The following is a 21,830-nucleotide window of genomic DNA, read 5'->3' on the forward strand; positions in this document are numbered from 1 at the left end:
GTGCCATGGCGAGTCTCGGCGAGTTGGAGCGCTCCGTGATGGAGGTGCTCTGGACGAGCGACGCCGCCCTCACGGCCAACGAGTTGCGCGACGCGCTCGCGCTCCGCGACGCGCCCGGCCGCATCGTTGCCACGACCACGGCGCTGACGGTGCTCTCGCGCCTCGAGCGCAAGGGGCTCGTCTCCCGCTCCCGCGACATGCGACCGCACCGCTACCGAGCCCTCCTCAGCCGCGAGGAGCACACCGCCGAGCTCATGCACGAGGTGCTCGACCGTGCGTCCGACCGCGACGCCGCGCTCGCCCGATTCGTGAGCACCGCGAGCGAGCGCGAAGCGGCCACGCTCCGGCGCCTGCTCGACGACCTCTCCAGGCGTTGAGCCTGCTCGCCGTCTCGGCGGTGCTCGGCGCCCTCGCGTTCGCGCTCGCATGGCCAGTGCCGGTGGCGCTCTCGCGCGCCTCCTGGCCGGCTCGCGCACCGGCCGCCGCGCTCGCCCTGTGGCAGGCGATCGCGTTGGCGGGCGGCCTGTCGATGATCGGATGCCTGCTCGCGTTCGGATCGGCTCCGGCGGGGTCTCTCCCGGCCGCCCTGGGCGCGCTCGCACCCCACGGATTCGCGGGGCCGATCCCGCCCGGCTTCGGCGTCGCGCAGATTGCGGCGCTCACCCTCGCGGTGGCAGTGGCGCTCCTCCTCACGCTCAACCTCGCGCTCACCGCGGTTCGCGCCGAACGCGAGCGGCGCCGGCAGCACCAGCTCGTGGACCTGCTCAGCGACCCCATGCCGGGCGAGCCGCGCACCCGCGTGCTCGCCCATCCGGTCCCCCTGGCCTACTGCGTGCCGGGCATCCGCACCGCCACGGTGCTCACACACGGGCTCATCGAGGCGCTGCAGCCCGACGAGCTCGCGGCCGTCATCACCCACGAGCGCACCCACCTCGACCAACTGCACCACCTCGTGCGGCTCGCCTTCCGCGCCTGGCACAGCGCCATCCCGTGGTTCCCCATCGCGAACCGCGCCGAGCGCGCCGTCGTCAGCCTCACCGAGATGCTCGCCGACGACGGCGCCCGCCGGGCGGTCGGCACCGACGCGCTGCGGCGCGCGCTCGAGCGGGTCGGCGACGCCGGCGAGGCGGGGGCGTATCCCGACGCCGCCGCGGGCGCGAGCCCCGACGCCGCGATGCTCGCCGCACGCCTGCATCGGATCCCTCCGGGCGAGCAGAGCGAGGGTGCTTCGCCCGAGGGCCGCAGCGCTCGTGCGGCCGTGATCGCGGCATCCTTCGCGCTCGTGGCCGTGCCGGCAGCGGGAATGGCCGTGATCCTCGGAATCCTCCCCTAGAGTGACGCGGCGGCGCCGGGCCGTCGATACGCTCGAACCGTGAACGAGCTCCTCGACTGGATCCTCGACACGGTGCAGTCCGTGGATCCGGTCGCGCGTACGCTGCTCGCCGGTCTCGGCATCATGCTCGAGACCTCAGTGCTGGTCGGCCTCGTCGTTCCGGGCGACACGATCGTGCTCGTCGCCTCGACCGCGGTGGACGGTGTCGGCCAGTACCTCGGGCTCACCTTCGCGGTGATCGCAGGCGCCCTCGCGGGCGAGAGCATCGGGTTCGCGCTGGGCCGGTGGTTCGGCCCGCACATCCATCGCTCTCGGCTCGGCCGGAGGATCGGCGAGGAGAACTGGGCGAAGGCCCAACGCTACCTCGACCGGCGCGGCGGCCCCGCCGTCTTCATCTCGCGGTTCCTCCCCGTGCTGCACTCCCTCATCCCGCTCACGGTGGGTATGAGCACCATGCGGTACCGGAGGTTCATGGCGTGGACGGTGCCCGCCTGCGCGATCTGGGCCTTCACGTACGTGACCGCGGGGTGGCTGGCGGCCGGGAGCTACCGCGAGCTGAGTCGCGAACTGCACTGGGCGGGGTACCTGTTCGTCGCGGTCATCGCCCTGTTCCTGCTCGTGGTGTGGGGCGCGAAGAAGCTGATCGTGCGCGCGGAGGCCAAGCACATGGCCGCAGCGGCGGCCCCCGACCCGGCGTCGGAGGAGGCCGATCTGCTCGACGCCGTCGGCTCCGTGCCGATCGGCATGGACTTCGACGAAGAGGGGCCGGATGCCGAAGCATCCGACCCCCCCGACCGCGACCGGAACCGCTAGTTTCCGACAGAATCGCGAGACCCGACCGGAACCGCTGCGACCAGCGACCGGAACCGCTAGAACAGCGACTTCTCGGCCAGCCAGTCGCTCGCGATCTGCTCGGCCGACTCCTGCTCGTCGACGCTCAACGCGTTGAGTGCGACGAGGTCTTCGGCGGTGAGCGCGGCGCTCACGGTGTTGATGATCTCGGCGATCTCGTCGGTGACCTTCTCACTCACCACGGGCACGACGTTCGACGCCAGGAAGAGCCCCTCGGGGTCCTCCAGCGTGACGAGATCGCTGGAGGCGATCGCCGGGTTCGCGCTGTAGATGTTCACGAGCTGCACCTGACCGTCTTCCAACGCCTTCAGGGTGAGCGGACCGCCGCTGTCTTCGATGGGCGTGAACGCCACGTCGACCCCGTACACCTCTTTCAGGCCCTCGGGACCATAGGGTCGTGTGGCCAGCTCGGAGTTTCCGCCGAGGGTGAGCGGCGTCGTCACGTTCTCGAGATCGGCGAGGCTGGTGACCCCGTTCTCCTCGGAGAACGTCTTCGTCACGTTGTACGAGTCCTGGTCGGTCGCCGGCGACTGGTCGAGCACGCGGAGCCCCTCGGGCAGCGACGTCTCGAGTTCGGCGTAGACGTCGTCGCTCGTCGTGGCCGTCGTGTCGGGCACGTAGTACTGGAGGAGATTGCCCGTGTACTCGGGGAAGACGTCGATCGCGCCGCTCTCGATGTCGGGGATGTACACCTCGCGCTGGCCGATGCGGAAGTCCCGCTCGACCGTGTAGCCGTTCTCCTCGAGTGCCTGCGCGTACAGCTCGGCGATGATCTCGTTGGAGTAGTAGTCCTGCGAGCCGACGACGATCGTCTCCGACGAGCCGCCGCCGTTCGTGGATCCGCCATTGAGCGGATCGCCCGACGAGCACCCTGCCAGGGCCACTGTCGCCCCGACCGCGACCGCTGCGAGCGCAACGAGCCGGCCCTTTCCTGCTGTGATCATTCCTGGTTCCCTTCGGTGATGGGTCGCCCCATGGCCGCTCGGGGCCGGGCCGGCCCTGAGCGGAGTTCGGTGGACTGCGTGGCCCGCACCCCGGCGGGCACGACGATGCGCTGGGTGAGCGCGAAGCCTCCGTCGACGACGAGCGCGAGGATGATCACGAGGATGGAGCCGCCGAGCATCTCGGCGTAGTCGCGGGTCTTGAGGCCCTCGAAGATGAACCGGCCGAGGCCGAAGTCGGCGACGTACGCGGCGAGCGTTGCGGTGGCGATGATCTGGAGCGTCGCCGAGCGGATGCCGCCGACCACGATCGGCATGGCGAGCGGCAGCTCCACCTTGCCGACGATCTGGTCTTCGCGCATGCCCATCGCCCGTGCCGCGTCGATCGTGCGGCGGTCGACCGACTCCAGTCCCGCGTACGCGCCGGCGAGCAGCGGGGGGATCGCGAGGATGACGAGGGCGATGATCGGCGCCTGCAGGCCGATGCCGAGCCAGAGGGCGAACAGGGTGAGCGCACCGAGCGTCGGCAGCGCCCGAAGTCCGCCCGACACCATCACGGCGGGATCCTTGCCCCGGCCGCTGTGCCCGACCAGGACGCCAATCGGGAGCGCGATGAGCGAGGCGATCACGAGCACGATCGCCGAGATCAGCAGGTGCTGGCCGATGCGCTCGGGGATGCTGCCGACACCGCTCCAATTCGCGGGGTCCAGGATCCAGGCGATGGCGTCGAGGAAGAGGTTCATGCGACATCCGCCTGCTTCACGAGCGTGGTGGACTGCGCCCGGCTGGTGGCGACGTTCGGGCGCGACCACGGCATGAGCAGGCGCCCGATGAGCACCGCCGCCCAGTCGAGCGCGAGCGCGAGGGCGATCGTCGCCACGATTCCGGTGATGATCTCGGCCTGGATGTTGCGCTGGAAGCCGTCGGTGAACAGGCTGCCGAGGCTCGGTACGCCGATCACGGCGCCGACCGTGACGAGGCTCACGGTGCTCACGATCACGACGCGGAGCCCGGCGATGAGCACAGGACCTGCGAGCGGCAGTTCGACCCCCCAGAAGCGACCCGTGACCGAGTAGCCCACTGCCGTCGCCGACTGGCGCACGTCGGGCTCGACCGAGTCGAACGCGTCGGCCGCGGTGCGGACGAGGACGGCCACGCCGTAGAGCGTGAGCGCGATGACGAGGTTGAGCGGGGACCGGAGGCTCAATCCGGTGATCGGAGGCAGCGCGATGAACAGCGCGAGCGACGGGACCGCGTACAGCAGCGCGCAGAGCGAGAGCAGGACGCCTCGCGACCACCGATACCGGTGGGCGAGCCATCCGATGGGAACCGACACCACGAAGCTCAGTATGATCGCGGGCACCGACAATGCCAGGTGCACGAGCATGAGCTCGCCGACGAGGTCGAGGTTCGACCAGAGCCAGTTCATGAGGCCAGGACCCCCGCCGGCCTCCCGTCGGCGTCGACCACGAGGCTCCTGCCGTCGACCTCGGTGACGTGCAGCGCGCGCTTGCCGCGGTCCGCCCCGACGAAGTCCGCGACGAACGCGTCAGCCGGATGCGCGAGGATCTCCGCGGGCGATGCCGCCTGCGAGATCCTGCCGCCCTGCTGCATGATGACGACCTGATCGCCGAGCAGGAACGCCTCGTCGATGTCGTGCGTCACGAACACGACCGTCTTCCCCAGCTCGCCCTGCAGCCGGAGGAGTTCCTGCTGGAGCTCCGACCGCACGATCGGGTCGACCGCGCCGAACGGCTCGTCCATCAGCAGGATGTTCGGGTCGACGGCGAGCCCGCGTGCGACGCCGACGCGCTGCTGCTGGCCGCCCGAGAGCTGGCTCGGGTACCGGTCGGCGAGCGACCGATCGAGGCCGACGGTGTCGAGCAGCTCGAGGGCACGGTCGTACGCAGCGCGCTTGCTCGTGCCGCGCAGCAACGGCACGGTGGCCACGTTGTCGATGACCTTGCGGTGCGGCAGCAGCCCCGAGTTCTGCATGACGTAGCCGATGCCGCGGCGCAGCTGCACGGGATCGCGCGTCGCGACATCCGTGCCGTCGATGAGCACCTGTCCGCCGGTCGGATCGACCATGCGGTTGATCATGCGCAGCAGGGTCGTCTTGCCGGAGCCGGACGAGCCGACGAGGACCGTCGTCTTGTGCGGCTGCATCACGATGTCGACGTCCTCGACGGCGACGGTGCCATCGGGGAACTGCTTGGTGACGCGGCGGAACTCGATCATGGGCTGCCTCAATCCCCGTCTCGGGTGGTCACCCGGAACAACGAGTTCCAGCCAAACACCATTCCCGTCGCGAGGCAACGCGGCGCGACGCTCGGCATGCCGCCGGGAACGCCGGACCTCAGGCGGCGGACGAGGCGGCGCGAGCCTCGCCGAGGTGCTCGGCGAGGTAGTCGTGCACGAGACGCTTCGCCTCGGCGAGGTACCGCTCGTCGCCCGCCGGCTCCCGCTCGAACGCACGGCTGATGAGCGCGTCGCCGAGCTCGAGGGCCACGCCGAGCCGGAAGCGCAGTTCGGCGGCGGCGTCGCCGTCGGAGTCGAGGTCGAACTCGGCCTCGATCAGCATCGCCATGCGGTGGGCGAACTCGGGCTCGCCGTCGCCGTCGGCGGTCTCGCGCCGGCCGGCGTGCACCACGGTGAAGCCGGGCTCGTCGCGGTAGAGGGCGGTGCACGCGTCGAGCGCGACATCGACGACGTCCCACCAGGTGCGGAGCTCCGTGCGCTCCATGTCGTCGGCGACGCGTTCGCGGAAGCGACGGATCGAACGCTCCCGGAGGGCGTGCAGCACCGCGACGCGGTCGGGGAAGTATCGGTACACCGTGCCGATCGACGCGCCGGCGCGCTCGGCCACCATCTGGGTCGTCAGGCGCTGGAAGCCGGTCTCGTCGACGATCTCGGCGGCAGCGTCGAGCAGCGCGTCGAGCCGCTGGGTGCTGCGCCGCTGCGTCGGCTCCGTGCGGACCGAGCGCCTCCGGCTTGGATCGGCCCCTAGGATCAGGTCGACATTCGGCACGGAACCTCCCTCACTTTGCGCGCTCCACTCTACCGGGACGTCAGCCGCCGCCCGACCACTGCAGGCGGCGCGTTTTCCGACCGGGCACAGGCCCATGCCAGACTGAGTGGATGCCGGCGAGTCCCCCCACCCCGGCCGGATCACGGGAGCGCCAGGTCCGGCATCGCGCCGCGCGCCTCGAGGACTGGATCCACGACGTGCGCGAGCGCTGGGCGCGTCGGCGCGGGCACGCGCCGACGGTCGTGCCGTACACGGGCTACGGATCCACGGAGTGGGTGCGCGTGCTCTGCCGCGTGCTCCTCAGCCGGCCGATCGCAGCCGATGAGCCGTCCAAGCGCCGTCGCAAGCGCCGGGAGCAGGGCATCCGCGGATGGCGGAGCTTCACGAGCGTGCCGGTGGGCGACGTTCCCGTGGTCATCGAAGTGGGCGGTGAGCGCATCGAGGTGCTCGCCGATCGCGGCGGCGTCGTCGATACCCGGGTCCCCGTGGCGCTCTCCCCGGGCTGGCACCGGGCGACCCTGCAGACCGAGGGCTCCGAGGCCGTGGAGGCCCCCGTCTGGATCGTGGGGCCCGACGTCGACTTCGGAATCATCTCCGACGTCGACGACACCGTGATGGTCACCGCACTCCCCCGCCCCCTCGTCGCCTTCTGGAACACGTTCGTCCTCGACGAGCACGCCCGCATCCCGACCCCGGGCATGGCGGTGCTCTTCGAGCGTCTCGTGCGCACGCATCCGGGCTCCCCGGTGATCTACCTCTCCACGGGTGCGTGGAATGTCGCCCCGACGCTCACGCGCTTCCTCTCGCGCAACCTCTACCCATCCGGCCCGCTGCTCCTGACGGACTGGGGTCCGACCCACGACCGGTTGTTCCGCAGCGGTCGTGCGCACAAGGAGGAGAACCTCCGGCGGCTCGCGGACGAGTTCCCCGGCGTACGATGGCTCCTCATCGGCGACGACGGGCAGCACGACGAGGAGCTCTACGCGCGGTTCGCGGCCGAGCATCCCGACCGTGTCGCCGCCGTCGCGATCCGCCGCCTCTCCACGGGTGAGGCCGTGCTCGCGGGCGGCCGCACGAAGGCCGAGCAGCACGGCGCCGAGGTGCCGTGGGTCTCGGCGAGCGACGGGTCCACCCTCGCCGACCAGCTTTCCGACATCGGCCTGCTGTAGGCCCATCGCCGGCCCGCGATCTGGTGGTCGGCCCGGAGGGTCAGGACGCCGCGGTCACCGCTGCGGTGCGCTCGGCGCGCGACCGCCGGATCCGGGCGAGGCCGCGGTTGACCTGCCGCGCCCACAGCGGCCCGCGGTAGATGAACGCCGTGTACCCCTGCACGAGCGTCGCGCCCGCGTCGAGGCGGTCCTGCACGTCGGCAGCCGTCTCGACACCGCCCACCGAGATCACGCACTGCTCGGCCGGGACATTCGCCCTCACCAGGCGCAGGACCTCGAGCGAGCGGGCCGCGAGCGGCGCACCCGAGAGACCGCCGGGGCCGACCCGCTCGATGACGGATGCCGGTGCGCTGAGTCCCTCGCGGGAGATCGTGGTGTTCGTGGCGATGATCCCGTCGAGTCCGAGCCGGGTGACGAGCTCGCAGATGCGCACGACCTCCTCGTCGGCGAGGTCGGGTGCGATCTTCACGAGCAGCGGCGCCCTGCCCGCTGCGGCGCGCACCGCCTCGAGGAGCGGCGCGAGGGCGTCGAGCTCCTGCAGGCCGCGCAGGCCAGGAGTGTTCGGCGAACTCACGTTCACCACGAGGTAGTCGGCGTAGGGGGCGAGCACGCGTGCGCTCCGCTCGTAGTCGGGGACGGCGTCCTCGACGGGCGTCACCCTGCTCTTGCCGATGTTCACGCCGAGCACCGGCCGGTGCGTGCGACGTGCGAGCCGTGAGAGGCGCCCGACCGCGGCATCCGCCCCGCCGTTGTTGAACCCCATGCGGTTCACGAGCGCACGGTCGCCGAGGAGGCGGAAGAGGCGCGGCCGCTCGTTGCCGGGCTGGGCGACCGACGTGATCGTACCCACCTCCACGTGACCGAACCCGAGCTGGCCCAGCCCGCGCACGGCGAGGGCGTCCTTGTCGAACCCCGCGGCCAGGCCGAAGGGCGAGGGGAACGTGCGGCCGAGTGCCTGCACCTCGAGCGACCGGTCGGGCCGCGTGAAGCGCTCCACGAGACGCCCCACGCCCAGGGTCGGCAGGGCCCGGATGACCCGGAAGGCGAGGTGATGGGCGTCCTCGGGGTCCATGCGGGACAGGACGAGGGAGAAGAGAAGTCGATACATGCCGGGACTCAGGCTATCGGAGCCGCGTCGGCCACCTCACTCGACGGGGCGTGCGGGCAGGCGGCCGTGCTCCGCGCGGAGCTGGCCGATGGCCGACTCGAAGTCGTCGAGTGATTCGAACGCCTGGTACACGCTCGCGAAGCGGAGGTACGCCACCTCGTCGAGCTCGCGGAGCGGCGGCAGGATCGCGAGTCCGATGTCGTTGGCCTCGATCTGCGAAGCGCCCGTCGAGCGGATCGTCTCCTCGACCTTCTGCGCGAGCACCGCGAGGTCGGTGTCGGTGACCGGGCGGCCCTGGCACGCCTTCTTCACGCCGGCGACGACCTTCTCGCGGCTGAAGGGCTCGATGACCCCGCTGCGCTTGATGACCGCGAGGCTCGCGGTCTCGGTGGTGGAGAACCGCCGGCCGCATTCGGGGCACTGCCGGCGGCGTCGGATGGCGAGTCCGTCATCGCTCGTGCGCGAGTCGATGACACGGGAGTCCGGGTAACGGCAGAACGGGCAGTGCATGGTGCTCCCAGCCTAGCGGGGCCGGATCGCCGCCCGGCCGCGTTCGCCGTGGGCGCGCCGGGACGTGGGCGACGGGTGCCGGGCGCGGCCTCAGTCGTCGAAGCGCGCCGACACGGCCTCGCCGTGCGCCGGGAGGTCCTCCTCGGCCGACAACGCCGCGATCACGGGTGCGACCTCTCGGAGGGCGGCCTCGCCGTAGCGCACGACCTGCTGCGGCCGCAGGAACGTCGCCGCCGAGAGGCCGGCGGCCGACCGCGCCTGGCCGCCGGTGGGCAGCACGTGGTTGGAGCCGGCCGCGTAGTCGCCGAGGCTCACGGGCGAGTACGGTCCGACGAAGATCGCCCCGGCATTCTCGATGCGCGCGAGCACCGCGTCGGTGTCGCGCACCTGGATCTCGAGGTGCTCGGGCCCGAACGCGTTCGAGAAGTCCGCCGCCTGCCACAGGTCGTCGACGAGCACCACGGCCGACTGGGCGCCCTCGACGGCCGTGCGCACGCGCGCCGAGTGCTTCGTCGCCGCGACCCGCGCCTCGAGTCGCTCCCGCACCCGGTCGGCGAGGTCGACCGAGTCGGTGACGAGCACCGCTGCCGCGAGCTCGTCGTGCTCGGCCTGGCTCACGAGGTCGGCGGCCACGAGATCGGCGTCGGCCGAGCCGTCGGCGATCACGAGGATGTCGGTGGGGCCGGCCTCGGCGTCGATTCCGGTGACGCCCTGCACGAGTCGCTTCGCCGCCGCGACGTAGACGTTGCCCGGCCCGGTCACGCGCTGCACCGGCTCGAGCCCCAGGTCGGGCACGCCGTACGCGAAGGCGCCGATCGCTCCGGCGCCGCCCATCGCGTACACCTCGGTGATGCCGAGCAGGGCCGCGGCGGCGGCGATCGTGGGATGGATGCGCCCGCCGAACGCAGCCTGGGCCGGCGACGCGAGCGCGATGGAGCGCACGCCCGCGACCTGCGCGGGCACCACGTTCATGACGACGCTCGACGGGTAGACCGCCTTGCCGCCGGGCACGTACAGGCCCACCCTGCCCACGGGCTGCCAGCGCTGCTCGACGATCGCACCGTCGCCGAGCACGGTGCGCTCGGGCGCGGGCACCTGCGCCGCGCTCGCGGCGCGGACCCGTGAGATCGTCGACTCCAGCGCTGCACGGACGTCGGGAGCGAGTGCGCCGACCGCCGCCTCGAGCTCCGCAGCGGGCACTCGCACGGTCGCCGGCCGCACGCCGTCGAAGCGCTCCGCCTGGTCGACGAGTGCCGACGCCCCATGCTCGCGCACGTCGTCGATGAGCGCCTGGGCCGCGTCGAGCGCCGCGGTGACATCCGTCGCGGCACGCGGGACGAGGGCGAGCAGCTCGCTCGCCGATGGACGGGTTCCGCGCAGGTCGATGGTTCGCAGCATGGCCCGACCAGCCTACCCAGCCGGGCGGACCCCGATCGATGCGGGCGTCACACGAGGCAGTTCGGGCCGAGCAGGCTCTTCAGCTCGCCGTAGAGGTCGGCCGTGACCTGCACCGGGTACGGCAACTCGAACACGCGAGCAGTGCGCCCCTTCACGAGCCGCAGCCGCACCTCGGTCTCGCCGCGGTGCCGGATGAGCACGTCGCCGAGTGCCGCGATCGTGTCGGTCGTGGCGCGCACGTCGGGCAGCGAGATGATCACCGGCCCTGTCTCGTCGCCCTGCCCGAGCTCCGGTGAGAAGACGCTGTAGGCGTGCAGGTTCATGCCGTCGTCGCGCATGCTCACGCGGCCGCGGACGACGACGATCGAGTCGCCCTTCAGCCCCGGCGCGAACTCCTGGTACGCCTTGCCCATGAACATCACGGTGATCTCGCCCGAGAAGTCCTCGACCTGGATCATGCCGTACTGGTTGCCGCTCTGCCGCGCCACGCGGTGCTGCACGCTCGTGACGAGGCCGGCGATGGTGACGGTCTCGCCGTCCTGCGTGGCATCCGACGATACCAGCTCGGTGATCGTGGTCGACGCGTGCTTCGCGAGCGGCACCTCGAGCCCGGCGAGCGGATGGTCGGAGACGTAGAGCCCCAGCATCTCGCGCTCGAACGCGAGCTTGTCGCGCTTGGCCCACTCGGGCCGGTCGGGCACCAGGGACGGCGCCGCAGCCTTCTCGTGCTCCTCGAAGAGGCTGTCGAAGTCGAAGCCGACGTCGCCGACCTCCTCGGCGCGCTTCTCCTTCACGGCCGACTCCACCGCGCCCTCGTGGATCTCGACGAGCGCACGCCGCGTGTGCCCGAGCGAGTCGAACGCACCCGCCTTCACGAGCGACTCGATCGTGCGCTTGTTCGCGACCTGGATCGGCGACTTCTTCAGGAAGTCGTGGAACGACTCGAACCGCCCGTGCTGCTCGCGCGCGGCGCGGATCGCGTCGACCACGTTGAAGCCCACGTTGCGCACCGCGCCGAGCCCGAAGCGGATGTCGTCGCCGACGGCCGCGAAGTACCCGATCGACTCGTTCACGTCGGGCGGCAGCACCTTGATGCCCATGCGCCGGCACTCGTTGAGGTACAGCGCGAGCTTGTCGCGCGCGTCGCCGACGCTCGTGAGGAGGGCCGCCATGTACTCAGCGGGGAAGTGCGCCTTCAGGTACGCCGTCCAGTAGCTGAGCACGCCGTAGGCCGCCGAGTGCGCCTTGTTGAACGCGTAGTCGGAGAATGGCAGCAGGATGTCCCACAGCGTCTTGATCGCGGCATCCGAGTAGCCGTTGGCCTTCATGCCCGCCGAGAAGCCCGCGTGCTGCTTGTCGAGCTCGGACTTCTTCTTCTTGCCCATCGCACGCCGCAGGATGTCGGCCTGCCCTAGCGAGAACCCGGCGACGCGCTGCGCGATCGCCATGACCTGCTCCTGGTAGATGATGAGGCCGTAGCTCGCGTCGAGGATGTCCTTCAGCGGCTCCTCGAGCTCGGGGTGGATGGGCGTGATCGGCTGCAGGCCGTTCTTGCGCAGCGCGTAGTTGATATGCGAGTTCGCGCCCATCGGCCCCGGACGGTACAGCGCGATGACGGCCGAGATGTCCTCGAAGTTGTCGGGTTTCATCTGCCGCAGCAGCGAGCGCATGGGGCCGCCGTCGAGCTGGAACACGCCGAGCGTGTCGCCCTTGCCGAGCAGCTCGTACGCGCCCGCGTCGTCGAGCGCGAGGTCTTCGAGCACCGGACGGAATCCGCGGTTCGCCTCGATGTTGTCGAGGGCGTCGTCGACGATGGTGAGGTTGCGCAGCCCCAGGAAGTCCATCTTGATGAGCCCGAGCGATTCGCACGCCGGGTAGTCGAACTGCGTGACGACCTGGCCGTCCTGCTCCCGCTTCATGATCGGGATGATGTCGATGAGCGGGTCGCTCGACATGATCACGCCCGCGGCGTGCACGCCCCATTGTCGCTTCAGGTTCTCGAGCCCGAGCGCGGTCTCGAAGACCGTCTTCGCCTCGGCATCCGTCTCGATGAGCGCGCGGATGTCGCCCGCCTCCTTGTAGCGGGGATGGTCCTTGTCGAGGATGCCCGACAGCGGGATGTCCTTGCCCATGATCGCGGGCGGCATCGCCTTCGTGAGCTTCTCGCCCATCCCGAACGGGAACCCGAGCACGCGGGACGAGTCCTTGAGGGCCTGCTTCGCCTTGATCGTGCCGTAGGTCACGATCTGCGCGACGCGCTCGTCGCCGTACTTCTCGGTGACGTACCTGATGACCTCACCGCGACGGCGCTCGTCGAAGTCCACGTCGAAGTCGGGCATGGACACGCGATCCGGGTTCAGGAAGCGCTCGAAGATGAGGCCGTGCCGCAGGGGGTCGAGGTCGGTGATGCGCATCGCGTACGCGGCCATCGAGCCCGCACCGGAGCCACGGCCGGGGCCCACGCGGATGCCGTGGTTCTTCGACCAGTTGATGAAGTCGGCAACCACCAGGAAGTAGCCGGGAAACCCCATCTGGCTGATCACGCCGACCTCGTAGTCGGCCTGCCGGCGCACGTCGTCGGGGATACCGTTGGGGTACCGCACATGCAGGCCGCGCTCGACCTCCTTGACGAACCAGCTCTCCTCGCTCTCGCCGTCTGGAACAGGGAACCGCGGCATGAAGTTCGCGCTCGTGTTGAACTGCACGTTCGCGCGCTCGGCGATGAGGAGCGTGTTGTCGCAGGCCTCGGGGTGGTCGCGGAAGACGTGCCGCATCTCCGCGGCGGACTTCAGGTAGAACTCGTCGGCGTCGAACTTGAACCGGTTGGGATCGTCGAGCGTCGAGCCCGACTGCACGCAGAGGAGCGCCGCGTGGCTCTTCGCGTCGTGCGCGTGCGTGTAGTGCAGGTCGTTGGTCGCCACGAGCGGCAGGTCGAGCTGCTTCGCGAGGCGCAGGAGGTCGTCCATGATGCGGCGCTCGATGCCGAGCCCGTGGTCCATGATCTCGGCGAAGTAGTTCTGCTTGCCGAAGATGTCCCGGTAGTCGGATGCCGCCTTCACGGCCTCGTCGTACTGGCCCAACCGCAGGCGGGTCTGCACCTCGCCCGACGCGCAGCCCGTGGTGGCGATGAGCCCGGCGGAGTACGTCCGCAGGAGCTCGCGGTCCATGCGCGGCTTGAAGTAGTAGCCCTCGATCGAGGCGAGGCTCGAGAGCCGGAACAGGTTGTGCATGCCCTCGGTCGTCTCCGACAGAAGGGTCATGTGCGTGTACGCACCCGACCCGGACACATCGTCCTCGCCGCCGCTGCCCCAGCGCACTCGGGTGCGATCGCCGCGGGGCGTTCCGGGCGTGATGTACGCCTCGGTGCCGATGATCGGCTTGATGCCCGCGTCGGTGGCCTGCTTCCAGAAGTCGTAGGCGCCGAAGACGTTGCCGTGGTCGGTGACCGCCACCGCGGGCATGCCCTCGCCCTGCGCCGCCTTGATCAGCTCGCCGATCCGGGCGGCGCCGTCGAGCATCGAGTACTCGCTGTGCACGTGCAGGTGGACGAAGGAATCGGCGGCCACGGGGCTCCTCATCGGGGGTGCTGCGAGGTGGGTTCTCGGGGGTCTTCAAAGTCTATGGCGACCCGGCGACGACCCGGCCGGTCGACGTCGCGTGTCCTGACGTCAGTCGCCGCGGAGCACGTCGAGCGCGTGCGCGAGGTCGGCCGGGTACTCCGACTCGAACGTCGTCCACCTCCCGGTGCCCGGATGCGTCAGCGAGAGTTCCTTGGCGTGCAGCCACTGACGGGTCAGGCCCAGCCGTGCCGAGAGTGTCGGGTCGGCGCCGTACATGGCGTCGCCCGCGCACGGATGCCGCTGGGCGGCCATGTGCACGCGGATCTGGTGCGTGCGCCCCGTCTCGAGGTGAACGTCGAGGAGTGAGGCGTACGGGAACGCCTCGATCGTCTCGTAGTGCGTCACCGCGTGCTTGCCGGAGGCGGTCACCGCGAACTTCCATTCCGAGCGCGGATGCCTCCCGACCGGCGCGTCGATCGTGCCGGCGAGCGGGTCGGGATGCCCCTGCACCACCGTGTGGTAGATCTTCTCGACCTCGCGGTCGTGGAACTGGCGCTTCAGCTCGGTGTAGGCGCGCTCCGACTTCGCGACGACCATGAGCCCGCTCGTGCCCGCGTCCAGACGGTGCACGACGCCCTGGCGCTCGGGCGCTCCCGACGTGGAGATGCGGAAGCCCGCCGCCGCGAGTGCGCCGACCACGGTCGGGCCGTCCCAGCCGAGCGAAGGATGTGCGGCGACACCCGCCGGCTTGTCGACGACCACGACGTCGTCGTCGTCGTGCACGATCCCGAGCCCGGGCACCGCGACCGGCACGACCTCGAGCGTGCGCGGCGGCTCCCAGCTCACCTCGAGCCAGCCGCCGGCGCGGAGCCGGTCGGACTTGTCGACGGATGCCCCGTCGAGCACGGCTCCCCCGGCCGCTGCGATCTCGGCTGCCTGGGTGCGCGAGAAGCCGAGGAGCTTCGCGAGCCCCTGGTCGACGCGCACCCCGTCGAGCCCGTCGGGCACGGGGAACGAGCGGTGCTCCATGCTCAGGACTCGGCGGCCAGCTGCGAGCCGGCCAGCGGAGTGCGTCCGTCGCCCGCGGGAGCCGCGTCGGGACCGTCGTTCGCGGCCGTCTCGGGCGCTTCGGCATCGGTGGCCGGCGGGGCGTCGGCCGCGGCATCCGTGCGCTTCGACTCGCGCGTGCCGTCGAGTCCCACGCCTCGGATCGTCAGGATCATGAAGAGCACCATGCTCGAGACGATGGCGATGTCGGCGACGTTGTAGATCGCGGGGATGAGCCACGGCGTCGAGATGAAGTCGATCACGTGGCCGAGCCCGAAGCTCGGCTCCCGGAAGAGCCGGTCGGTCAGGTTTCCGAGGACGCCGCCGAGGAGGAGTCCGAACACCAGCGCCCACGCGATCGAGCGGATGCGCCGGGCGAACCACACGATGAAGGTGATCACGCCTGCGGCGAGGATCGTGAAGATCCATGTCATGCCGCTCGCGAGGGAGAAGGCGGCGCCGGGGTTCCGCACGAACTGCCATTGCAGCACGGTGCCGAGCGCCGGGACGACCTCCCCTTCGGTGAAGTTCGTGATGACGAGGTACTTGCTCAGCTGGTCGATGCCGTACACCACGAGGGCGGCGGCGACCAGGATGAGGAGTGCTGCAGCGGTGCCGACCTTCGCGGCGCGCTCAGCCGCCAAAGCCCTGGAAGGTCGGGGCGGGCGCCTGCTCGCCCGGGGCGCCGGCGCTCACGGGCGAGAAGCCCTGGTTGCCCGAGACCTGCACGGGCGTGGCCGTGTCGAGCTCGCGGAGCTGGCCCTCGATGTAGCTCTTCAGCTTGAGGCGGTAGTCGCGCTCGAACACGCGGAGCTCGTCGACGCGCTTCTCGAGTGCGAGGCGCTCCTGGTCGAGCACGCTCATCTGGGCGCGCTGCTTCGCCTCGGCCTCGGCGACGACGCGCGCGGCCGTGGCGTGACCCTCGGCGATCAGCGCGTCGCGCTTCTCGATGCCTTCGCGCACGTGCTCCTCGTGGAGGCGACGCGCGAGCTGCAGGAGGTTCGTCGTGGAGGTCTGCTCGTCGAGGTCGGACTGCGGGGCGGCGGGCGCCTGCATCGGCACGGCCACGGTGGGCGGCGGCGAGGCGGGCTCCGCGTAGACCGCGGCAGGGGCCGGCGCAGCGGCCGCGCCCTTCGCGGCGCCCGCGGCACGGGCCTCGGCCGCGGCCAGGCGCTGGCGCAGCTCGTCGTTCTCCTGGTTCAGCCGGCGCAGTTCGACGACGACCTCGTCGAGGAAGTCGTCGACCTCGTCCTGGTCGTAGCCCTCCCGGAACTTCGTCGCTTGGAAGCGCTTGTTGACCACATCTTCCGGAGTTAGCGCCATGGCTTCCCACCCTCAAATCTGTCGAACTGTTCGAACACGTTCTGCTAACGGTAGCAAAGACCTCCACGGGGGCGCAGTGCCGAACGTCACGGCATGCCACCCTCGCAGGAGATCGTCAGCCGGAAGCCGCGGCTGCGGCCGCCAGCCAGGACACCACGGTCATCAGGATGATGACGAGCAGCATCGCCAGGCTCCACCCCAGGTCGAGTGCGACTTGGCCGATGCGTATCGGCGGCACGAGCCGCCGGAAGAAGCGCACGGGCGGATCCGTCACGCTGTAGACCGTCTCCACGACCACGAGCCACCCGCCGCGGGGACGCCAGGTGCGGTTGAACGTGCGTACCAGGTCGAGCACGAACCGCCCCCACATCACGAAGAAGTAGATGAGGAGCAGCGTGTACAGGATGTTCCAGATGACGGACAGCGCGCCCACGGCGGCTACGCGTGCGTGAAGAACGACGCGTCGACGTCGCCCTCGGCCTCGCCGGCCTCACCCGAGACCACGACGTGCGCGGGCGAGAGCAGGAAGACCTTGCTCGTGACACGCTCGATCTTGCCGTAGAGGCCCTGCGAGAGGCCGCTCGCGAAGTCGATGAGGCGGCGGGCGTCGCCGTCGGACATCTGGGAGAGGTTGATGATGACGGGAACTCCCTCGCGGAAGGACTCGGCGATCACCTGGGCGTCACGGTACTGACGCGGGTGCACAGTGAGGATCTCGTTCATCTCCGCCTGCGGGGGGGTCGGTTGGACATGGTGCCTGCGCAGCGGCGTGACGGCCGCTCCGGTCTTGGGGGCGGGTGCCGCCGCGTGCACGATGGGTGCAACGGGCGCCGGTGCCTGGGGTGCCTCGTGCTCGAACTCCTCATCGGCGAGTCCGAGGTACACCATGGTCTTCTTGAGCGGGTTCGACATCGCTGCCTCCGTCTTCGTTCCGTCTCCTCGAGGCTAACCGGCCTCCGGCCGATTCCCGGTGATTGCGGTGCCGATCCGGAGGTGTGTCGCGCCCTCCAGAATAGCCTCCCGAAAATCGTGCGACATCCCCATGGACAACGCCGTCGCATCGGGTGCGATGCGCTGCACGCGCTCGGACAGCAGCCGCACGCGGGCGAACGCCGGCCGGGCGGGTTCGTCGAGCGGCGCGACCGCCATGAGCCCGCGAAGTTGCAGCCCGGGCGTGGCGAGCACGTGCTCCACGAGCGGTTCGAGGCCGTCGGGGGCGACGCCGCCCCGTGCCGGGTGATCGGTGAGGTTCACCTGCACGAAGCAGTCGACGGATGCCTCGTCGGAGCGCAGCGCCTCGACGAGCGACCCTCGGTCGACCGAGTGGATCGCCGCTGCGTAGGCGCGCACCTGCCGGGCCTTCCTGCTCTGCAGCTGCCCGACGAAGTGCCACCGCAGGCCGAGCCCCGCGAGCGCCGCGGCCTTCGCCTGCGCCTCCTGGTGCCGGTTCTCGCCGACGTCCCGCACGCCGAGGGCGGCGAGCTCAGCCACGAGCGCGGTCGGCTGGAACTTGGTCACGACGATCGTCGTGATCTCGCGCGGGTGCCGGCCGGCGTCGCGCGCGGCATCCGCGATGCTGCCCTGCACCGAGGCGAGCCGGTCGGCGAGGGTGCTCATGCGTGCCCCCCATCGACCGGCGTGCTCGGCATCACTTCAGGAAGTCGGGGATGTCGAGGTCGTCGCCCTCGTCGTCGAACGCAGGGTCGGACACGATCTGGTCGGCAGCCGCGCTCGGCGCCTCACCCCAGTTCGCGGTCTCCACGAGCTCGTCGATGTCGATCTCTCCGACGACGTCGGCGGTCCGGCCGCCGATCGCCGCGCCCCCGATCGCCGCTCCCCCGACCGCGGCGCCCACGGCCGCGGGCGCGAAGTTCGTGCGCCGCGCCTCCACCGGCCTCGAGTTCGGCTCTCCGCCGTCGAATCCTGCCGCGATGACGGTGACGCGCACCTCGTCGCCGAGCGTGTCGTCGATGACGGCACCGAAGATGATGTTCGCCTCGGGATGCACGGCCTCCTGCACGAGGCGGGCGGCGTCGTTGATCTCGAAGATCCCGAGGTTCGACCCGCCCTGGATCGAGAGGAGCACCCCATGGGCGCCGTCGATCGACGCCTCGAGCAGCGGACTCGCCACGGCGAGCTCCGCCGCCTTGATCGCGCGGTCGGCGCCCCGAGAGGAGCCGATTCCCATGAGGGCGGAACCGGCGCCCTGCATGACCGACTTCACGTCCGCGAAGTCGAGGTTGATGAGGCCGGGCGTCGTGATGAGGTCGGTGATGCCCTGCACACCGGCGAGCAGCACCTGGTCGGCCGTCGCGAACGCCTCCAGCATCGAGATGCCCCGATCGCTGATCTCCAGGAGCCGGTCGTTCGGCACGACGATGAGGGTGTCGACCTCCTCCTTGAGTCGTGCCACGCCCTGTTCGGCCTGCGTCTGGCGTCGCTTGCCCTCGAAGCCGAAGGGCTTCGTGACGACGCCGATCGTCAGCGCGCCGATCGACTTCGCGATGCGGGCGACGACGGGGGCTCCGCCGGTGCCCGTGCCGCCGCCCTCGCCCGCGGTGACGAACACCATGTCGGCGCCCGCGAGCGCCTCCTCGATCTCCTCGGCGTGGTCCTCGGACGCACGCCGTCCGACCTCTGGGTCGGCTCCGGCGCCGAGGCCCCGCGTGAGATCGCGGCCGACGTCGAGCTTGACGTCGGCGTCGCTCATGAGCAGGGCCTGCGCGTCGGTGTTGATCGCGATGAATTCGACTCCGCGCAGGCCGAGCTCGATCATGCGGTTGACGGCGTTGACACCGCCGCCGCCGATGCCGACGACCTTGATGACGGCGAGGTAGTTCTGGTTAGTCGACATGTCCGGCCCTCCGTGCGAACTCTGAACCCTGAACCTCTAGTCGAAGGTTAAAGTTTTGCTGAGTATGCAATTCCTGTCTCGAAGGTAGGTGCCTCCCGCCCGCCCCGCCGAAAGGCGCGCCCGCGTGTCGCGAACCGCCCGGAACTCGGGACCGGTGCTGCCCGATCGGTCGGGACGTCACTGCGTCACGGGGCTCGTCGGAGCCGAGACGTCGTACAGCGCCACCGTGTCCGGCGGCGCCGCGCGCATGAGCGCCGCGAGCACGGTGGCCTTCAGCGCCGAGTCCTCGCCGCTGCCCCACACCACGCTCGCGCCGCCCTCGAGCTCTAGCCGCACGTCGTCGGCGGTCGCCGCCGTCGCCCTCGTGAGCTGCGCACGCACGTCCGCCGGAAGGCTGCGCACGACCGCGGCAACCGCTCGGAAGCCCTCTCCGGCCACGCCCCCGTCGACCTCGATGAGCGGCTGCCCCGCCGGTCGCTCGCCCGGCCGCTCGATCACGACGCCCGCCGCGTCCACGAGCTCGAGTCCGGACACCCTGTCGATCACGCCGACCGGCGTCCGCTCCACGATGCGGATGACCAGGGTGCCCGGCGGGATCGTCTCGGTCGCGTAGGTCTCGATCAGGGGGAACCGCGCGAGCGCCGCATGCACGTCGCCCGCGTCGATGAGCGGCAGCGGCGTGCCGATCACGTCGGCGAACGCCGCCTGCACGTCGGCGGCGGGGATGCGCTGGGTGCCTTCGACCCGCACCTCGCGCAACGCCATGAGGGGCGAGTAGGCGCCGATCCCGATCACCGCGACGAGCGCGACGAGCGTTCCGACGACCACCGCCCACGTGATCCGCCGACGGCGTGAACGCCTCGTGAACCGGCGCACCTCCTGGCGTTCGTAGCGACGTCGCTCCCGGGCCGCCACCGCCAGGGCGCGCCTCGCGGCGCGCTCGTCGCCAGGCGGCCCCGGCAGTTCTCCGTCGCCGGCTTCGACGGATGCCGGCCCGGGCAGCGCGTCGGTCGGGTCGGTCCTGGCCGCCCCAGCCGTTGCCGCGCGGGCACCTTCCGCCTGCGCTCGCGGCTCGCGGGCCGTGAGGACGGGGATCGGCTCAGTCGAGACGCGATCGGGGTCCGTGCCGCGACGCGACGCCGCGTCCACAGCCGGCTCGCCCGCCGGTGCGCGATCGGTCGCCCGCCGCGAGGGAGGCCGATCGAAGCCCTGCGGCCGCTTCACGCCCGGCGCGCCCTCATCCGCGCTCCCGCTCGAGCGAGCCGAGCAGTTGCGGCACGATGCGGTACACGTCGCCGCAGCCGAGCGTGATCACGAAGTCGCCGTCGCGGGCGATGCGGGCCGTGTGGTCGGCGGCCTGCTGCCAGTCGGGAACGAACGCGACGCGCGACGGATCCTCGAACCGCTCGCTGACGAGCGCGCCCGTGACGCCCGGCTCGGGATCCTCGCGCGCCCCGTACACGTCGAGCACGACCGTCTCGTCGGCGTAGCGCTCTAGCACCTCGGCGAACTCCTTCGCGAACAGGCGCGTGCGACTGTACAGGTGCGGCTGGTGCACGGCGATGATGCGACCGGACCCGACCACCGTGCGCGCCGCCGACAGGGCGGCGGCGACCTCGGTGGGGTGGTGCGCGTAGTCGTCGTACACGCTCACGCCGCCGACGGTGCCGTGCAGCTCGAAGCGGCGTCCGGTGCCGGCGAATCGCGAGATGCCGGCCAGCGCGGCCGCCGGGTCGAACCCGAGGCCCACGAGCACGGCGAACGCGCCGGCGGCGTTGATCGCGTTGTGCCGGCCCGGGATCCGCAACGTGGCGGCGTACTCCGAGCCCTCGTACGAGATCGCGAACGACACGGGGCCGTCGGTCACGATGGAGTGCACCCGCACCGCGGCATCCGGCGCCTCGCCGAACGTGACCACCCGCCCGTTCGAGAGCCGGCCGGCGACTCGCGTGGCACCCGGGTCGTCGGACGAGATCACGACGAGCTCGCGCGCACGGTCGGCGAAGTCGACGAACGCCTGCTCGAAGGCATCGAGCGACCCGTAGTGGTCGAGGTGGTCGGGGTCGACATTGGTGATCAGCGCGACGGAGGTGTCGTAGAGCAGGAACGAGCCGTCGGACTCGTCGGCCTCGACGACGAAGAGCTCGCCCTCGCCGGATGCCGCGCTCACGCCGAGTTCCTCGATGACGCCGCCGTTCACGAAGCTCGGGTCCTCGCCGAGCTCGAGGAGGCCGGTGATGATCATGCCCGTCGAGGTGGTCTTGCCGTGCGCGCCGGCGACCGACACGAGGCGCTGCCCCGCGATGAGCCAGGCGAGCGCCTGCGAGCGGTGCAGCACAGGGAGGCCGCGCTCGAGCGCGAGCCGGTACTCGGGGTTGTCCTGCCAGAGCGCGCCGGTCACCACGACCGCGTCGGCGTCGGCCAGGTTCGCGGCGTCGTGGCCGATCGCGATCTCCGCGCCGAGGTCGCGCAGCGCCGTGATGTTGGCGGAGTCGCGCACGTCCGATCCCGTGACGCGGTGCCCTGCGCCGAGGAACAGGCGTGCGATGCCGCTCATGCCGGAGCCGCCGATGCCGACGAAGTGCACGGCGCCGAGCTCGGCGGGGATCTGGGCGGTCAGGTCGGGCTTGATGGTCACGTGGGGCGGTTCTTCCTCGGTGCGGTGGATGCGGTCGGGTCGGCGTGCCTCGGATGCCGCGGCATCCGC

The 21,830-nt window shown here is 70.9% G+C and carries 22 protein-coding genes; 4 read left to right on the forward strand and 18 right to left on the reverse strand.

Annotation, left to right across the window (positions count from 1 at the left end; translation table 11 throughout):
- Nucleotides 1–5 precede the first annotated feature (5 nt).
- The 3 genes from ASG80_RS03610 to ASG80_RS03620 are packed head-to-tail and all read left to right on the forward strand — an operon-like array spanning nucleotide 6 to nucleotide 2,146.
- A complete protein-coding gene (locus ASG80_RS03610; protein WP_056728624.1) occupies nucleotides 6–377 on the forward strand; it encodes a BlaI/MecI/CopY family transcriptional regulator in 372 nt (123 codons plus the stop codon).
- Nucleotides 374–1,333, forward strand: coding sequence for a M56 family metallopeptidase (locus ASG80_RS03615; RefSeq protein ID WP_056728626.1), 960 nt, complete (start codon nucleotides 374–376; stop codon nucleotides 1,331–1,333). The genes ASG80_RS03610 and ASG80_RS03615 overlap by 4 nt, the downstream gene beginning before the upstream one ends.
- A gap of 39 nt (nucleotides 1,334–1,372) precedes the next feature.
- Nucleotides 1,373–2,146 carry a DedA family protein gene (locus tag ASG80_RS03620; RefSeq protein ID WP_082589725.1) on the forward strand — a complete coding sequence of 258 codons (774 nt, stop codon included), beginning with the start codon at nucleotides 1,373–1,375 and terminating at the stop codon, nucleotides 2,144–2,146.
- Between the two features lie 56 nt (nucleotides 2,147–2,202).
- On the opposite strand, the gene ASG80_RS03625 is transcribed toward ASG80_RS03620, so the two are convergent.
- From ASG80_RS03625 to ASG80_RS03645, 5 genes are all read right to left on the reverse strand, one after another.
- Nucleotides 2,203–3,129, reverse strand: a complete 927-nt coding sequence (locus ASG80_RS03625; protein WP_056728628.1) for an ABC transporter substrate-binding protein — start codon at nucleotides 3,127–3,129, stop codon at nucleotides 2,203–2,205.
- A complete protein-coding gene (locus ASG80_RS03630; RefSeq protein ID WP_056728630.1) occupies nucleotides 3,126–3,869 on the reverse strand; it encodes an ABC transporter permease in 744 nt (247 codons plus the stop codon). Before ASG80_RS03630 ends, ASG80_RS03625 begins: the two co-directional genes overlap by 4 nt.
- Nucleotides 3,866–4,555 carry an ABC transporter permease gene (locus ASG80_RS03635; protein ID WP_056728632.1) on the reverse strand — a complete coding sequence of 230 codons (690 nt, stop codon included), beginning with the start codon at nucleotides 4,553–4,555 and terminating at the stop codon, nucleotides 3,866–3,868. Before ASG80_RS03635 ends, ASG80_RS03630 begins: the two co-directional genes overlap by 4 nt.
- Complete coding sequence (locus ASG80_RS03640; RefSeq protein ID WP_056728634.1) at nucleotides 4,552–5,364, reverse strand: ABC transporter ATP-binding protein; 813 nt, start codon at nucleotides 5,362–5,364, stop codon at nucleotides 4,552–4,554. Before ASG80_RS03640 ends, ASG80_RS03635 begins: the two co-directional genes overlap by 4 nt.
- A gap of 118 nt (nucleotides 5,365–5,482) precedes the next feature.
- A complete protein-coding gene (locus tag ASG80_RS03645; protein WP_056728636.1) occupies nucleotides 5,483–6,154 on the reverse strand; it encodes a TetR/AcrR family transcriptional regulator in 672 nt (223 codons plus the stop codon).
- Between the two features lie 110 nt (nucleotides 6,155–6,264).
- Between ASG80_RS03645 and ASG80_RS03650 the strand changes: the two genes are divergently transcribed.
- Complete coding sequence (locus ASG80_RS03650; protein WP_056728638.1) at nucleotides 6,265–7,323, forward strand: App1 family protein; 1,059 nt, start codon at nucleotides 6,265–6,267, stop codon at nucleotides 7,321–7,323.
- Nucleotides 7,324–7,363: 40 nt separating this feature from the next.
- Here the strand turns inward: ASG80_RS03650 and ASG80_RS03655 are convergent, their stop codons facing one another.
- The 13 genes from ASG80_RS03655 to murC all read right to left on the reverse strand — a co-directional run bounded on the left by ASG80_RS03655 (nucleotide 7,364) and on the right by murC (nucleotide 21,761).
- Nucleotides 7,364–8,431, reverse strand: coding sequence for a quinone-dependent dihydroorotate dehydrogenase (locus tag ASG80_RS03655; RefSeq protein ID WP_056728639.1), 1,068 nt, complete (start codon nucleotides 8,429–8,431; stop codon nucleotides 7,364–7,366).
- A 36-nt stretch (nucleotides 8,432–8,467) separates the two neighbouring features.
- Nucleotides 8,468–8,941 carry a transcriptional regulator NrdR gene (gene nrdR / locus ASG80_RS03660; protein ID WP_056728641.1) on the reverse strand — a complete coding sequence of 158 codons (474 nt, stop codon included), beginning with the start codon at nucleotides 8,939–8,941 and terminating at the stop codon, nucleotides 8,468–8,470.
- 90 nt (nucleotides 8,942–9,031) lie between these two features.
- Nucleotides 9,032–10,339, reverse strand: coding sequence for a histidinol dehydrogenase (gene hisD, locus ASG80_RS03665; RefSeq protein ID WP_056728643.1), 1,308 nt, complete (start codon nucleotides 10,337–10,339; stop codon nucleotides 9,032–9,034).
- Between the two features lie 47 nt (nucleotides 10,340–10,386).
- Nucleotides 10,387–13,917: a DNA polymerase III subunit alpha gene (gene dnaE / locus ASG80_RS03670; protein ID WP_056728645.1), complete on the reverse strand. Its 3,531-nt coding sequence runs from the start codon at nucleotides 13,915–13,917 to the stop codon at nucleotides 10,387–10,389.
- A 90-nt stretch (nucleotides 13,918–14,007) separates the two neighbouring features.
- Nucleotides 14,008–14,928: an RluA family pseudouridine synthase gene (locus ASG80_RS03675; protein WP_056728648.1), complete on the reverse strand. Its 921-nt coding sequence runs from the start codon at nucleotides 14,926–14,928 to the stop codon at nucleotides 14,008–14,010.
- A gap of 2 nt (nucleotides 14,929–14,930) precedes the next feature.
- Complete coding sequence (lspA, locus tag ASG80_RS03680; RefSeq protein WP_082589726.1) at nucleotides 14,931–15,590, reverse strand: signal peptidase II; 660 nt, start codon at nucleotides 15,588–15,590, stop codon at nucleotides 14,931–14,933.
- Nucleotides 15,580–16,269 (reverse strand): DivIVA domain-containing protein, encoded by a 690-nt coding sequence (locus tag ASG80_RS03685; RefSeq protein ID WP_056728650.1) that lies wholly within the window; start codon nucleotides 16,267–16,269, stop codon nucleotides 15,580–15,582. Before ASG80_RS03685 ends, lspA begins: the two co-directional genes overlap by 11 nt.
- A gap of 115 nt (nucleotides 16,270–16,384) precedes the next feature.
- Entirely contained in the window at nucleotides 16,385–16,702 is a 318-nt protein-coding gene (locus ASG80_RS03690; protein WP_056728652.1) for a YggT family protein, read from the reverse strand.
- 5 nt (nucleotides 16,703–16,707) lie between these two features.
- Nucleotides 16,708–17,181, reverse strand: a complete 474-nt coding sequence (locus ASG80_RS03695; protein WP_056728654.1) for a cell division protein SepF — start codon at nucleotides 17,179–17,181, stop codon at nucleotides 16,708–16,710.
- A 33-nt stretch (nucleotides 17,182–17,214) separates the two neighbouring features.
- Nucleotides 17,215–17,886, reverse strand: coding sequence for a YggS family pyridoxal phosphate-dependent enzyme (locus tag ASG80_RS03700; protein WP_056728656.1), 672 nt, complete (start codon nucleotides 17,884–17,886; stop codon nucleotides 17,215–17,217).
- Nucleotides 17,887–17,917: 31 nt separating this feature from the next.
- A complete protein-coding gene (gene ftsZ, locus ASG80_RS03705) occupies nucleotides 17,918–19,123 on the reverse strand; it encodes a cell division protein FtsZ (protein WP_056728658.1) in 1,206 nt (401 codons plus the stop codon).
- 177 nt (nucleotides 19,124–19,300) lie between these two features.
- Nucleotides 19,301–20,347 carry an FtsQ-type POTRA domain-containing protein gene (locus tag ASG80_RS03710; RefSeq protein ID WP_056728660.1) on the reverse strand — a complete coding sequence of 349 codons (1,047 nt, stop codon included), beginning with the start codon at nucleotides 20,345–20,347 and terminating at the stop codon, nucleotides 19,301–19,303.
- 13 nt (nucleotides 20,348–20,360) lie between these two features.
- On the reverse strand, nucleotides 20,361–21,761 hold the full coding sequence (gene murC, locus ASG80_RS03715; protein WP_056728661.1) for a UDP-N-acetylmuramate--L-alanine ligase: 1,401 nt from the start codon (nucleotides 21,759–21,761) through the stop codon (nucleotides 20,361–20,363).
- Nucleotides 21,762–21,830: the final 69 nt, after the last annotated feature.

Origin of the sequence: Agromyces sp. Soil535, assembly GCF_001428255.1 — a bacterium.
GTDB lineage: Bacteria > Actinomycetota > Actinomycetes > Actinomycetales > Microbacteriaceae > Agromyces.

Coding starts and splice junctions, on each gene's coding strand:
- ASG80_RS03610 (WP_056728624.1), top strand. CDS start 6: ATGGCGAGTCTCGGCGAGTTGGAGCGCTCCGTGATGGAGGTGCTCTGG.
- ASG80_RS03625 (WP_056728628.1), bottom strand. CDS start 3,129: ATGATCACAGCAGGAAAGGGCCGGCTCGTTGCGCTCGCAGCGGTCGCG.
- ASG80_RS03630 (WP_056728630.1), bottom strand. CDS start 3,869: ATGAACCTCTTCCTCGACGCCATCGCCTGGATCCTGGACCCCGCGAAT.
- ASG80_RS03635 (WP_056728632.1), bottom strand. CDS start 4,555: ATGAACTGGCTCTGGTCGAACCTCGACCTCGTCGGCGAGCTCATGCTC.
- ASG80_RS03640 (WP_056728634.1), bottom strand. CDS start 5,364: ATGATCGAGTTCCGCCGCGTCACCAAGCAGTTCCCCGATGGCACCGTC.
- ASG80_RS03650 (WP_056728638.1), top strand. CDS start 6,265: ATGCCGGCGAGTCCCCCCACCCCGGCCGGATCACGGGAGCGCCAGGTC.
- ASG80_RS03655 (WP_056728639.1), bottom strand. CDS start 8,431: ATGTATCGACTTCTCTTCTCCCTCGTCCTGTCCCGCATGGACCCCGAG.
- nrdR (WP_056728641.1), bottom strand. CDS start 8,941: ATGCACTGCCCGTTCTGCCGTTACCCGGACTCCCGTGTCATCGACTCG.
- hisD (WP_056728643.1), bottom strand. CDS start 10,339: ATGCTGCGAACCATCGACCTGCGCGGAACCCGTCCATCGGCGAGCGAG.
- dnaE (WP_056728645.1), bottom strand. CDS start 13,917: ATGAGGAGCCCCGTGGCCGCCGATTCCTTCGTCCACCTGCACGTGCAC.
- ASG80_RS03675 (WP_056728648.1), bottom strand. CDS start 14,928: ATGGAGCACCGCTCGTTCCCCGTGCCCGACGGGCTCGACGGGGTGCGC.
- ASG80_RS03685 (WP_056728650.1), bottom strand. CDS start 16,269: ATGGCGCTAACTCCGGAAGATGTGGTCAACAAGCGCTTCCAAGCGACG.
- ASG80_RS03695 (WP_056728654.1), bottom strand. CDS start 17,181: ATGTCGAACCCGCTCAAGAAGACCATGGTGTACCTCGGACTCGCCGAT.
- ASG80_RS03700 (WP_056728656.1), bottom strand. CDS start 17,886: ATGAGCACCCTCGCCGACCGGCTCGCCTCGGTGCAGGGCAGCATCGCG.
- ftsZ (WP_056728658.1), bottom strand. CDS start 19,123: ATGTCGACTAACCAGAACTACCTCGCCGTCATCAAGGTCGTCGGCATC.